The sequence below is a fragment of the Enterococcus sp. R12 genome, assembly GCF_058135755.1.
Map to the genome: position 1 here is coordinate 2,935,735 of NZ_CM176874.1, position 12,368 is coordinate 2,948,102.

The 12,368-nt window shown below is 42.9% G+C and carries 14 protein-coding genes; 1 reads left to right on the top strand and 13 read right to left on the bottom strand.

Annotated features, from left to right (window positions below):
• Positions 1-151 precede the first annotated feature (151 nt).
• The 11 genes from ACTW1R_RS13605 to gnd form a co-directional block, all read right to left on the bottom strand.
• Positions 152-874 carry an HAD family hydrolase gene (locus tag ACTW1R_RS13605; RefSeq protein WP_270289780.1) on the bottom strand — a complete coding sequence of 241 codons (723 nt, stop codon included), beginning with the start codon at positions 872-874 and terminating at the stop codon, positions 152-154.
• A 96-nt stretch (positions 875-970) separates the two neighbouring features.
• A complete protein-coding gene (locus ACTW1R_RS13610; protein ID WP_270289779.1) occupies positions 971-1,588 on the bottom strand; it encodes a bifunctional 4-hydroxy-2-oxoglutarate aldolase/2-dehydro-3-deoxy-phosphogluconate aldolase in 618 nt (205 codons plus the stop codon).
• Positions 1,585-2,682 carry a mannonate dehydratase gene (gene uxuA, locus ACTW1R_RS13615; protein ID WP_142964570.1) on the bottom strand — a complete coding sequence of 366 codons (1,098 nt, stop codon included), beginning with the start codon at positions 2,680-2,682 and terminating at the stop codon, positions 1,585-1,587. Before uxuA ends, ACTW1R_RS13610 begins: the two co-directional genes overlap by 4 nt.
• A 20-nt stretch (positions 2,683-2,702) precedes the next feature.
• Entirely contained in the window at positions 2,703-3,158 is a 456-nt protein-coding gene (locus tag ACTW1R_RS13620; protein ID WP_142964569.1) for a PTS sugar transporter subunit IIA, read from the bottom strand.
• Positions 3,159-3,183: 25 nt separating this feature from the next.
• Positions 3,184-4,059 carry an MATE family efflux transporter gene (locus ACTW1R_RS13625; protein WP_142964568.1) on the bottom strand — a complete coding sequence of 292 codons (876 nt, stop codon included), beginning with the start codon at positions 4,057-4,059 and terminating at the stop codon, positions 3,184-3,186.
• 103 nt (positions 4,060-4,162) lie between these two features.
• Positions 4,163-4,669 carry a PTS sugar transporter subunit IIB gene (locus ACTW1R_RS13630; protein WP_208769631.1) on the bottom strand — a complete coding sequence of 169 codons (507 nt, stop codon included), beginning with the start codon at positions 4,667-4,669 and terminating at the stop codon, positions 4,163-4,165.
• Positions 4,670-4,687: 18 nt separating this feature from the next.
• Positions 4,688-5,545 (bottom strand): PTS system mannose/fructose/sorbose family transporter subunit IID, encoded by an 858-nt coding sequence (locus tag ACTW1R_RS13635; protein WP_074535421.1) that lies wholly within the window; start codon positions 5,543-5,545, stop codon positions 4,688-4,690.
• Positions 5,546-5,564: 19 nt separating this feature from the next.
• On the bottom strand, positions 5,565-6,398 hold the full coding sequence (locus ACTW1R_RS13640; RefSeq protein WP_005228432.1) for a PTS mannose/fructose/sorbose/N-acetylgalactosamine transporter subunit IIC: 834 nt from the start codon (positions 6,396-6,398) through the stop codon (positions 5,565-5,567).
• Between the two features lie 11 nt (positions 6,399-6,409).
• A complete protein-coding gene (locus ACTW1R_RS13645; protein WP_005228431.1) occupies positions 6,410-7,513 on the bottom strand; it encodes an iron-containing alcohol dehydrogenase family protein in 1,104 nt (367 codons plus the stop codon).
• Positions 7,514-7,528: 15 nt separating this feature from the next.
• On the bottom strand, positions 7,529-8,530 hold the full coding sequence (locus ACTW1R_RS13650) for a D-isomer specific 2-hydroxyacid dehydrogenase family protein (protein WP_010749950.1): 1,002 nt from the start codon (positions 8,528-8,530) through the stop codon (positions 7,529-7,531).
• Between the two features lie 11 nt (positions 8,531-8,541).
• Positions 8,542-9,441, bottom strand: coding sequence for a phosphogluconate dehydrogenase (NAD(+)-dependent, decarboxylating) (gnd, locus tag ACTW1R_RS13655; protein WP_375826483.1), 900 nt, complete (start codon positions 9,439-9,441; stop codon positions 8,542-8,544).
• A 152-nt stretch (positions 9,442-9,593) separates the two neighbouring features.
• Between gnd and ACTW1R_RS13660 the strand changes: the two genes are divergently transcribed.
• A complete protein-coding gene (locus tag ACTW1R_RS13660) occupies positions 9,594-10,445 on the top strand; it encodes a MurR/RpiR family transcriptional regulator (protein ID WP_270289775.1) in 852 nt (283 codons plus the stop codon).
• Positions 10,446-10,691: 246 nt separating this feature from the next.
• On the opposite strand, the gene ACTW1R_RS13665 is transcribed toward ACTW1R_RS13660, so the two are convergent.
• Together ACTW1R_RS13665 and ACTW1R_RS13670 are read right to left on the bottom strand one after the other, a co-directional pair.
• Positions 10,692-11,063 (bottom strand): YccF domain-containing protein, encoded by a 372-nt coding sequence (locus ACTW1R_RS13665; RefSeq protein WP_010749951.1) that lies wholly within the window; start codon positions 11,061-11,063, stop codon positions 10,692-10,694.
• A 162-nt stretch (positions 11,064-11,225) separates the two neighbouring features.
• Positions 11,226-12,290: a DUF1002 domain-containing protein gene (locus tag ACTW1R_RS13670; protein WP_008380562.1), complete on the bottom strand. Its 1,065-nt coding sequence runs from the start codon at positions 12,288-12,290 to the stop codon at positions 11,226-11,228.
• Positions 12,291-12,368 lie beyond the last annotated feature (78 nt).

Sequence of the window (12,368 nt, forward strand, 5' to 3'; positions counted from 1 at the left end):
CCCTTCTTCATAGAGAAATGAGCAGGAAAAAACCAATTGCCAAAATGAACCTTTGTTGTTTTACTGATTCCACAAAACTATGCCTGTTTTAAAACACCGTACTTTCTTGCTTCATACCCTTTTGCTTTGTCGATACTTCTTGGAATATCGATCAATCCCAAGAAAAATGATTCACGACGAGCCAGTCTTTGACTTCCGTCAGATCAGAAAAAGTTTTCACCTGTGCAGCTACTTCTTGCTCAAGTTTTGGCTGTTTAAGCAAAGGATACTTCCCATTTTTCTTGACTGGCAAAGCACTCAAATCATCCGCAATCAGAAAAGCTGGGATCTCGGCTTGTTTTGCGGCTTTTATGCCAGCTAGAGAATCTTCTAATACCAAGGCTTCTTCAGGCTTTACGCCTAAATGTTGGCAAGCTGTTAGAAAGATTTCTGGATCAGGTTTGCCCTTTCGCACTTGATCCCCAGAAACCACCGTATCAAACCAATCTGGCATCTGTTCCATTTCAAAGTACGCCTTGATTTTTTCTTTCGATGAAGAGGATGCCACGGCTATCAAGCAATCTTGTTTTTTTAATGCTTCCAACAGGTCAAGAAGGCCGGGCTTTTTGAACACCCGTTTTTCTTCAGCTAAAATCACTTCTTTCTGACGATTCATCGCTGCTCGCCACCGATCCGTTGGTACCGTACTGCCATAAAGTTCCTGCATCCCTATACGAATATCTGCTTCCGTTCTGCCAGTCAGGTAATAATAAACTTCTTGGCAAACTTCAAAATCATATTCCTCCGCGGCTCTTAAATAAGCGCGGTAAGCTAGACGACCTGTTTCAAACATCAAACCGTCCATATCAAAAATCACCAGTTTTATCTTTTTCATCCTATAGCCTCCTTTACTTTTCTGCGAATAAAAAAGCAATGGTACCAAAATCCTTTGGCACCCATTGCTTCACCTTGTTTATTTACAGCTGACTGCTCAACTTAGCAATGATTTTACATGCGCCAAATGGCTGTCAGCCTTTTCCCGACCTTCTTTTATTAATGATTCTGAAAGAATGAAGGAGCCGCCAACTGCTAGCACTTGCGGATCAGATAAATAGTCTTGCATATTTTCGAGGTTGATTCCGCCAGTTGGGACAAATCGAATATCATAAAATGGACCCCTGAGGGCTTTGATCGCCGGCAAGCCCCCGTAGATATCCGCGGGGAAAAATTTCACAACTGATAAGCCATAAGCCGCTGCTCGTTGAATGTCATTTGGGGTAGCTGTTCCTGGAAACACTGGAATGTTTTCGGCAAGACAAAATTCCACCACATCAGGTACAAGAGCAGGGGAAACAATAAAGCGCGCCCCTTTCTCAACTGCTGCTTTCGCTTGTTCTAAGGTGCGCACCGTGCCTGCGCCGACGATCAATTTACCTGATTGAGAGAGTTTTTCAATCGCTGCTAAAGCAAGGTCACTGCGGAAGGTCACTTCAATAAAGGGTAGTTCATGTTCGATCAACAGTGATTCTACTACTGGCAAATAGGTAAGATCCGTTGCAGTGTAAAGAGGCAATACCCTTGTTTTTGCCAATTGTTCATAGAGTGTCATACACTCTTTCCTCCCTTCGTTTCCTTCGATTGCATTTGTTCTTTCAAGACGGCTTCATGAAGCCCTTGAAGATAACTGATCCCAATCGCGCGATCATACAGACCATAGCCTGGCATCGCCACTTCCCCCCAGATCGTCCGCCCGTGATCTGGACGGATGACGCCATCAAAACCGACCTCAACCAAGGCTTTCATGATGGCATACATATCTAATGATCCTTCGGTGGATAGATGGGCGGATTCTTTAAATTTACGTTCCCCCATAAACAACACATTGCGGAAATGAACAAAGTTGATGCGTCCCTTTAAGGCATGAACGATCTCCACCATGTCGTTTTCTGGATCGGCACCTAACGAACCGGTGCACAACGTTACCCCATTATAAGGCGAATCCACGATGTCCATGATTTTTTTCAAGTCCTCTAAATTTTTGGTGATTCGTGGCAAGCCAAAAATTTCCCAAGGTGGATCGTCGGGATGGATCGCCATTTTCACATCTACTTCTTCACACACAGGAATGATCCGCTTTAAGAAATAGCTTAAGTTATCAAAGAGGATTTCTTGAGTGACCCCTTCATAAGTTGCCATCAAACGCTGGAACTTTTTCAGTCGTTCTTCTTCCCAACCTGGCAATTGAAAGCCTTTTGATTGGCTATGGATCAGCGTATACATCTCACTAGGTTCCATATCATCCACAACGGCTTGATCATAGAGCAAGGAGAAGCTGCCATCCTCGTTTTGATAAAATAGATTTGTTTTGGCCCAGCCGAAGATTGGTTTGAAGCTATAGCAGATCATATGTACATCACAAGCTGCTAAATTCCGAATCGTTTGAATATATTGATCGATGTAGTGATCCCGTTCCTCTGTTCCAGCTTTGATCGCATCGTGGATCGCCACACTCTCAATCCCTAATAGCGAAAGATGCTCTTTTTCAATTGATGCTTTTAGTGCGTTGATTTCGGAAATCTCCCAGACATCTCCGGGCATTTTATTCAGAAGTGTTCCTACAATGCCGTGCATTCCTGGAATTTGTCGAATATTCGTTAACGGGATCGTATCCCCTTCCCCGTACCATCGAAACCCCCATTGCATTTGCTGTCATCCTTTCGTTTTTAAAAATCATCGTCCTCATCAGTTTCTTCGCTACTATCACCTGCTGAAGAATTGTGCCAAAGCGCTACACTATTTTCTCCTTGCTCAATCACTGCTGCCACCGCCTGTTCAATCGGTGTTGCCAAAAATTGGTGATTGATCGCTTCTAATACCATAGGCAGATTCACTCCGCCGATCACATACGTCTTTTCCTGAAGAGGTTCTTCTAATTGATTGATCGTTACAACCGACTGATTGTAGGGACTCGCACTCAATAGATCAGCAAACACCACTACACCGTCCCCTTGATCTGTTTCGTGGATTGCTTCACGGATTTTGTTTCCCAGAAGTTGAATATCCTCTCCGTGGTTCAAATTAACGACCGCAATATTTTCGACACTGCCCATGATCACCTCTGCAGCATCTTTAAAACCAGTACTCAGCTGTCCGTGAGTTGCCAATACGATTCCTAACAAATGTTGTTCCTCCTTTTTTCGCTTCCTAACCAAATAACGCAAGGACTTTTTGCATATTCCTACTATTCAGCTCTTTTTGCTTTAATTGTTTTCTAGGCAACACATACGTCTGATCCTGCTGCTTTTCTGCACAAAACAGATAGTTGATGCTGCCCATCACTTCACTACTGTGTTCGATCGCCAGCTGCTGCAGTTGCCCTTCATTGAATTGCTTGCCGATAGCTCGAATCGGAGCATCGGCGCCGATAGAATCTAAATAATAAATCTTCGCATTCGGCCCTACTGAATCACGTAACACTTCCAACCCGCGTTCTCCAAAACTTCCTTCATCAAGAAACGCAAAAGCAGTCGCTGTTTGATTGTTTTGACTGATCAGTGACAGCAGCGCTAAGATAGAGGACGTATTGCGGGTCAGATTTTGCTCAAATCCTGCCCCGCGGCTTACGCGATTTAATAGCAGAAAATAAATACCGACTCCTAAAGCAAAAAGCGCTGTTTGCCATGACAACAAGGGAAATCTCCCTGAGGAAAAGTGGATATAAAGCCAGGTACCCAACAACCCAAAAAGAATCATCACTGCTGAAGCAGTCAGAATAAATTGATTTGTTTTGCGCCCTTGCTCCTGCCGATCAAAAAAATGGTAATCGCCGAAATGCTGTGGCGGTGTATCATAATATGTGCAGATGATCCGTTTTGCTTTGGTCAGATCGCCAACATACAAATTGCGTGAGGCGTTTTTTTTCGTGTGATCATACTCGATCACCTGAAGATCTTTGCGAAACGGAATGATATCTGCGATGAGTGCCTTCAAAAATCTTTGTTTGCTTTTATCCGTGGAACGCGATCGGTAGACATACCGATAACGAAAAAGCCAATCACGAAATGTTTCTGTTTGATTCATGGCGGATTCTCCTATTCACAAATTACTGACAAGGAAGGAGGAACTCTATTTTTTATAAGATCCTCCGCCTTCCTCTTCAACAGATGACGAACGCGCTCAATGATTACAAATTGAACTGCTTCAACACATCTTTAAGCGTTGATTTCGGTGCAGAAGGTGTTGCTTGAAAATAGATTGATTCCACACCGTACGCTTCGTTCATTTCTTTGAGTTTTTGCGCATCAGCTTGATTTAAATAAACAGATTTCGTTACCAAGAGATCTTTCTCGGGATCTTTTTGGGCGATACCGCCTATGTTCAATTCTTTCATTGGCACGCCGTGTTCGACTAAGTCGTACATCACACTGACGGTTTTAGCGATCAAAATACAGTTGTAATCTTTGAAGTTGTATTCATCCCAGTAAAATTTGGCTTTTTCTGGTGTAACGACGATCGTTTTTTGCCCTGTGCGGCTACCGGCATTTTTGTATAATTCCCGCATGAACTTATCCTTAGCTACTACCTCATCCACTACAAAAATCGAGTTGACTCCGCTTTTTTGTGACAAGGTCATCATGACCTGACCATGGATCAATCGTTCATCTACTCGTGCTAAATTTACTACACCCATTTTTTCCACTTCCTTTTCTTATAAAATACCGACACCGGCTAAAATAATCAGAATCAAGGTCAGCCATAGTAATGCTTGCGTGACTTTTAATCCTTTCTTTGTATAGAACCAGTAGACGCCCATTACAACTGCTAACGGCAAGATCCCTGGTACAATCTGATCAAGGATATCTTGGATAATAAATTCTCGTCCAGAAATATCAAACTGCAGCGAAGAACTGACTTTGACATAGTTTCCAGCCAGAACCCCCATCATAAACAAACCGAGAACCGACAGTGTTTCAATTGCGGTTTGGACGCCTGTACTCTGCATCAAACCAGTTGCATTGCGCCCCATCGAAAATGCTTGACGGGCGAAAAACATTCCTAGAGAAACTTGATACAGTGCAAAGCAAATGAATGGGAACAACGCACCTAGTGGACTTCCTTGCTGTGCCCAAGGAACAGCAATCGCAATAAAGATATATTGAACGGTTCCTGAGTCGATGGCATCCCCGATTCCTGCTAAAGCACCCATCAAACCAGCTTTCGTGTTGTACATTAGATCATCTTGCATCAAAATCTCTTTTTTCTCATGCTCTTCCTCGGCCCGCTGTTGTTCCATTGATGACATCAGCCCAGTGATGACTCCGCCACCCCAACTCAGCTGGGTATTGAAAAACAGCAGTTGGCGTTTGTAGGCAGCTTTCAGTGCCTCATCGTCTTTGTAAAGTTTGCGCAAAATCGGCATCATGGCGTATAAAAGCGAGGGTGATAAATACCGTTCAAATGAATGCGGGATCTCATTGGCGAAATGCCATCTTAGGTATGCTTTTGTGACATCTTTCTTCGTGATTTCTTCTGGTGCGCCTTGCGCTTTTTGAATTGTTTCGGTCATTACTGCTCCTCCTTATCGATTAGAACCCGTCATCATAGTCATCGTCATCATCAAAGGATGGTGATGCTGTATTCGTTTCTGGGGCTGGGACCAATTTTCCTTTTTGTGACTGAACAAAAATCAACGCGATCAAAATGCCAAAAATCGCATAGGTGACCATGGTAATTTCCAGCGAACTGAAAACTACACTCATGAAATAGGCCAAGAAGAAAAAGACCATATAATCTTTTCGACCGATCACATAGACGGTAGTTGCAATCCCGATCGCTGCCAATCCGCCGCCGACTACTTCTAAAATATGAATAACGACTGTCCCCTCAAGAGCATTGATGACATCAGCAATCAGTGGAGCGCCTAAATAAAGTGCAATAAATACCAGCGGAACAAATAAAATAAATGAAGCCAGCGTTGGGTATAAAATAATTGAACGCGTCATTGCCTTGGCATTAAGATCTTCTACTGCTTTATCCGTATACTTTCCTAAGAAGGTATTGATAAAGAAACGGAACTGATACAAATAACTCCCTAGCAACCCAACAGGAACGGCAACAGCAATCGCTGCTTCTGGTTGCAGATTTCCTAGCAAAGCTACCGGTACAGCAATCGCCGCAGCAATCGAAGGTTCCGCCGGCATGGATCCGCCAGGAGAAAATACCCCCATGTAAATCATTTGTAAAGCGGCAGTAACGATCATGGCTTGAGCCACATTTCCCATCACCAGTCCGACAACTAATCCCGTCATCAATGGTGAAAAACGTAAAGTCAGTGTGGCGCCTCCGCCGAGCCAACGAGACATGACTGCTGCAACCCATAGCGCAATCAGTAAACTTTGTGTAACACTTAATGTATCCATTTTTCCTCCTCCTAAACTTCTTTCAAATAGTTTTCTAAATCAAGAACAGCTTCTTTCAAGCGTTCTTTGGTGATTAAGACTGGAATCAAGTGTACTTTTTCTTTCGAATCTATGAACTGCACCAACTGATCGATGACTTGTGCATCTTCAGGAAAAATACCCATTTGATGTAAACTCATTGGTAAGTGCAATTCTTGATAAAAGGGGATCAACTGATCGATGACCGTCCATTTTTCTTCAAGGGCTAATTGATAAAACATCCCATAGGCAACCTTTTCCCCGTGAAGAAAACGATGACTTTCAGGCAGATATTTACTGATGGCATCATGCATCGCATGCGCCGCTGCATTGCGGGCATATTTATCGCCTAGCCCGCCTACCATTCCAGCAACTGCAATAACGATCTCCGACAAGTGACAAAAGGCGTCTGTCACTTCCTGCCGCTTCATATCTTCAATCGCTTGTTTCGATTGTGTCAAAATAGCTGTTTCGCATAATTTTGCTGTATAGCCTGCCATTTGCAAGAAGGGCTCATTTTTCAAATGTGGTTGGGCTAAGATTGCTTCCGATTCAATCCACTTTGCCAACGTATCTGCTAAACCGGCGATGAAGTAGGAGACTGGTGCATCGATCACTAACGTCGGATCGGTAATCAAAAAAGCAGCCTGTCTTAAATAGTGTTCCGACTTTCCTTCAGATTCTCCCGACTCTTTATACATGACAGACAAGGGTGTCCATGGTGCACAATTACTGGCCAATGTTGGGATCAGTCCAAAGGGTCGATTGACTACATGTGCTGCATATCCCACTAAGTCGGCTAACTTCCCGCCGCCAACCCCCAGAATAAAATCGATCGCCAGTTCTTCAACAAGATCAGCAATCAGCCCAGCGCCATAATAGCTGCATTCTCCCGTGTAGCGATGATAAAAAATTTCCAAATGCGCATCTTCTAAAAAGAGTAATTTTGGTTTTGCTTTTTCCCATGAAACCGTTCCATGTACGAGCAGCAGTCGTTTTACTTTGTACTCTTTTAATACTTCCGGCACATAGTCGATCGCGCCTTCATGGTAACGATAAACTTGCGGTCCAACCTTTACTTTTAAATCCGTTAGCACGAGTTTCACTCTCCTTTATACAGCCAAAAACCGACTTTCCGCTTGAACAGCACGGTCTGGCAGCAGCCCCTTAACGATTCGTTCAATATCCGTTACACATTTGTTTCCCATCTCTTCTAAGCATTCCATAGTATAAGCCGATGTATGCGGTGTCATAACTACATTTTCAAAAGCTAAATACGGATGATCTTTATGACCAGGCTCTTCCTCTAAGACATCGGTGGCAAGACCAGCGATTTTCCCGCTTTTTAATCCGCTTACAATTGCCTCTTCATTCAAAAGTGCGCCACGGGCACTATTGGAGAGATATACTTGATCTTTCATTTTTGAAATTTCTTCAAAGGAAATCATATGATAATTTTCCTCCGTCAAGTTAGCACATAGACAAATAATATCTGATTTTGCTAGCAGCTCGTCTAGCTCGACTTTTTTTCCGCCATAGCTTTGAATATGCAAAGCGGACTTGTATGGATCGTATGCCAAAACCTCGCAGCGGAAACCATTTCTCAATATTTCTACTACACAACTTCCAGTATTGCCGACACCGATCACCCCTACCGTCTTGTTAAATAAAGCCCGTCCGACAAAGTTCGCTCGTTTTTCCCATTGATCTTCGCGGACCTTTGTATTCGATTCAACTGTACAGCGCAGAAGCGCCAATAGATTGGTCACATTATTTTCTGCTACTGCATCTCGCTCGACCAAAGCTGGAATGATCGAAACAATCGTTTGGTGGTCCTTCGCTGCTTCTAAATCAATATTGTTATAGCCGATCCCGTGGCGTGTGATCAGTAGCAATTCATCTTTATACTCAAAAAACTCTTTGGTAAAAAATGGGGTAACACTTGCTATAATGATGTTGTATCCCTTAAGCTTTTCTGCCAATTCTTTCCCATTGATTTCGCTATCGAACGTGAAATGACTGACAGTTCCGATTGCTTTCAACCGCTCGATATGCTGCGGAAAGATTTTTCCAAAGCTGCTGGAATTCACTATAGCGATCTTAAACTGTTCCATATTCCTCCTCCTTACTCTTTTGCAACAATCTCGTGACCACCAAAACCATTCCTTAGCGCAGAGACGACTTTTGCTGAGAAACTGTCATCTTCTTGGGACAAATTTCTCATAAACAAACTCATAGCGATCGTCGGTACAGCAACATTCATCTCCAAAGCCGTTTCCACTGTCCACCTAGCTTCACCAGAAGCTGCAACAACCCCGCGATATTCCTCCAACTTAGGGCTCTCATTAAATTGGGCCGCTGCGATTTCCATCAGCCAGCTGCGAATAACCGATCCATGATTCCATACCTCTGCGACGGAAGCCAAATCAAAGTCATAGGCACTTTGTTCAATCAATTGAAAGCCTTCACCGATGGCTTGCATCATTCCGTATTCGATACCGTTATGGACCATCTTTAGAAAATGACCGCTTCCTGATTCCCCTGCATAAAGGTAGCCTCCTAAAACAGCCACATCTGCAAACAAAGATTCCACCTCTGAAAAAGCGATTTCATTCCCGCCAATCATCAAACATGCATCTTTTCTAGCTCCGGAAACCCCACCAGAAGTCCCACAATCAAAGTAATGCACCTCTTTTTCTTTAAACCAGGCTGCTCGGCGAATCGAATCTTTGTAATTAGAATTTCCGCCTTCAATCACGATGTCTTTCGCTGATACAAGGGGCCATAGTTCTTCAAGAATCCCCTCAGTCACAGTTCCCGCAGGAAGCATCAACCATAAAACCCGTCGGCCGCTAAAATAATTCGTCAAATTAGCTAGCGTTTGATAGAGTGTAATTCCAGCTTCTTGCGCTGTTTTCTGCGCATGTATCGAAAGATCCAGCCCTTTTACTTGATAACCTTGATCTTTTAAATTGAGGGCCAAGTTCAATCCCATTTTTCCAAGTCCGATAATTCCTATCTCCATGACAGCGCCTCCATTTCATACTTTCATTATACAAAAAAATATTTTTTTGTAAACACAAAAAATAAAAATAATTTTTATTTGCTTTTTTTCTTTAAAAGAGGTAACGTAACAATACAAAGATAATAATGTTCATATAAAGGAGGTAACCGTCTTTGACTGTTTCGATTCGCCTGCAAATAAAAACGCTTTATAAAGACTTAAGTCTCAAAGAACAAGCGATTGCCGACTACATTTTGGAAAATCCTAGTAAAGTCAGCCACAGTTCAATCAGTGATTTATCCAATGAATTAGGCATCGCTGATTCGACCTTTTTTCAATTCACAAAAAAACTCGGTTACAACGGATTTAAAGACTTCAAAATGGCAATGCTGATGCAGGAAAATGATTTTTCTGCCATTTCGATCCATGAAAATATCCAGAAGTCTGATAATGAATTGACTATGGCTCAAAAAGTATTTGATTCCAATATGACCACATTGACTGATACCAAAAATCTTTTGAAAGAAGAAGATTTAAAGCTTGCTGCTGCAATGATCAATCAATCTAAACGACTTTTTTTCTTCGGCGTTGGTGGTTCAGAGATCGTGGCAACCGATGCCTATCACAAATTTTTGCGCTCGCCGATCATTGTTTTTCACAGCAGTGATTATCACATCCAACTGATGGAGGCTTCATTGTTGACGCCAGATGATTGCGGCATTTTTATCTCTCATACTGGAAAATCAAGAGAAACCATTGAACTAGCTCAAGTTGCCAAAAACAATGGGGCCAAAATTATCGTCATTACTAGCCATGCTGCTTCCCCTTTAGCCAAACTCGGCGACGTGGTTTTCATCTCTATTTCCGAAGAAACTGAGTTTCGCTCAGAGGCATTGGCATCCAGAATCGCTCAACTGAGCATCATGGATTCCCTCTATGTCATCTTAATGTTTATTAATCGAGACAAAGCGCAACAATCGATTGCCAAAATTCGGCGCTCCATTTCAAAAATCAAAGAACCCTGAGTAGGGAAGAAAAAACTTAGATTTTTCTGCGTTTCGCTAATTCTTTTGTGAATCACAGTTGATATGCAAAAAAACTTGTGCGTTTTTTCTGTACTCTTCTTTGGTTTCTTATCAACTTTTTCAGTTCTGAATCTCAAATGCGCTGAGTCTGCCAAAAATCTTGTCCCTTACTCTCGCAAAAAAACCACATCACAAAGCTATCCGCTCTGTAATGTGGTTTTTTAAGACTATCTTTTTTTAGGTAAATCAATAACGACTAGACACAATCTCTGCTCCAAAGGGCATCAACGCTAAGCGCGCCATTTTCAATGATTGCGCCGCAAATGGAATGCCGATGATCGTGATGGCTAGAATGACTGCACTAGCTAAATGGCCTAAAGCCAGTGGTATACCAGAAAAAATCAACCATAAAATATTTAGAATCACGGACACGCCACCGCCACGGTAAACGATGTCTTTCCCAAATGGTGCGAGTGACAACGTCGCAAACTTAAAACATTGCAGACCAATGGGAATGCCGATGATGGTGATACACCATAAACACCCAGCCAAAAACCATGAGATCGCACCGATCAAGCCGCCAAAGACAAACCAAATCACGTTGCCTAAAAAATTCATCTGATTACCCTCCTTCTTTTTTTAATAAAGACTGCTCCTGTTTTAGCAAAGAAAGCAGAGGACATCGAAAGCACTCAGACGTGCGCTATCGTCTGGTGCTCCTTCCCCTGCGCGCTTCTCTTTTTTCTTAATACAAGCAAAATGTGTTATTTTGTAAAATGCTTATTGCCCAGAATCAACGGTTGATTCGCTGCTATTGTTGGACTCATTTGAGTCATTGCCGAAGACACCGGTGATCGAAGACCAGATGCCACTAAAGAAACTCTTGATATTTTCCCAAAGTCCCTTAGAGGTTTCTTCGATTTGCTTGCGGGCTTCTGACAGATCCAATTCTTTGATGAAGTCATCGAAGATATTGTTGTCTCGCATGTCGCTCATCAAAGAGGTCAATTCAGAAATTTGATTTTCCGTAACGATTCCTTCCAGTCCGTTGTCTTTCAAGGCTTTTTCTACTGTCTCTTGAATATCGGCTTGGGTTAATTCCGTACCATCTGCGGTTTGAGCAGCCAAATCGGTTTTCGCTTGTTCTTGCGCTGCATTCAAAGCTTCATCGGAATAGCCTTCTTTGTCTTTATTCTCTTCGGTGATCGTAGACAGTACATCCATCTCATCTTGAGCTACGGCTACTCGATTCTGATTGATGACACCGCCTGATTCTTCAACGATTTTGTATACCCCAGCTAAAGCTCCGGAACCGTCGATCGGTACGGCAGAAGCGACCGTTAGCTTCGCATCAGTGATCCCTGCCGTCAGCGCTGCATTTTGGTACTGGGCTGCAGTGATGCGGGTAATGTTATCTGGTGTCGCGATATCGACAGTGATTCCTGCCCCGCTTTCTAGAGTCTGCATTCTGACCGAGCTATAGACCGCCCAATCTGCAGTAAAGCCGCCATCGGGAATGTATTTCATCAAGTCATTACCGTTTGTCGTATAAATCGGTGTTTCGCCTTGGATGCCTAAGCGCTCAAGTGTGTAGTCTTCTTGTGCTTTCGTCAAGGCATTTCCGATCGCCACGGCATTGACTTGCAAACGATCTGAACTGCTGTCAGAAGTACTTGTTTGACTGTCGGTAGTGGCTGTCGTTGCGGTAGAACTGCTTGTTGCAGTGGAACTGCTGGTCGTTGAATTGGTTTCGTCAGCAAAAACTTGTGGTGCTGCTAATAAAACTTGGCTAGATACCAAGAGAGTCGCTAAAATCATCGCTGGTTTTCGAGTCTGTTTTTTCATCACTATATCCTCCAAGTGTTGATCTCTTTTTCAGGGATTTTTCCCTCTTACTGCTGTTATTGTACTATAGGTTTTCTT

Excerpts from the sequence above, each read along its gene's own strand:
- ACTW1R_RS13610 (WP_270289779.1), bottom strand. The coding sequence starts at position 1,588 with ATGACACTCTATGAACAATTGGCAAAAACAAGGGTATTGCCTCTTTAC.
- ACTW1R_RS13605 (WP_270289780.1), bottom strand. The coding sequence starts at position 874 with ATGAAAAAGATAAAACTGGTGATTTTTGATATGGACGGTTTGATGTTT.
- ACTW1R_RS13670 (WP_008380562.1), bottom strand. The coding sequence starts at position 12,290 with ATGAAAAAACAGACTCGAAAACCAGCGATGATTTTAGCGACTCTCTTG.
- ACTW1R_RS13625 (WP_142964568.1), bottom strand. The coding sequence starts at position 4,059 with ATGAATCAAACAGAAACATTTCGTGATTGGCTTTTTCGTTATCGGTAT.
- ACTW1R_RS13665 (WP_010749951.1), bottom strand. The coding sequence starts at position 11,063 with ATGAATTTTTTAGGCAACGTGATTTGGTTTGTCTTTGGCGGCTTGATC.
- ACTW1R_RS13635 (WP_074535421.1), bottom strand. The coding sequence starts at position 5,545 with ATGACCGAAACAATTCAAAAAGCGCAAGGCGCACCAGAAGAAATCACG.
- gnd (WP_375826483.1), bottom strand. The coding sequence starts at position 9,441 with ATGGAGATAGGAATTATCGGACTTGGAAAAATGGGATTGAACTTGGCC.
- ACTW1R_RS13650 (WP_010749950.1), bottom strand. The coding sequence starts at position 8,530 with ATGGAACAGTTTAAGATCGCTATAGTGAATTCCAGCAGCTTTGGAAAA.
- ACTW1R_RS13640 (WP_005228432.1), bottom strand. The coding sequence starts at position 6,398 with ATGGATACATTAAGTGTTACACAAAGTTTACTGATTGCGCTATGGGTT.
- uxuA (WP_142964570.1), bottom strand. The coding sequence starts at position 2,682 with ATGCAATGGGGGTTTCGATGGTACGGGGAAGGGGATACGATCCCGTTA.
- ACTW1R_RS13630 (WP_208769631.1), bottom strand. The coding sequence starts at position 4,669 with ATGGGTGTAGTAAATTTAGCACGAGTAGATGAACGATTGATCCATGGT.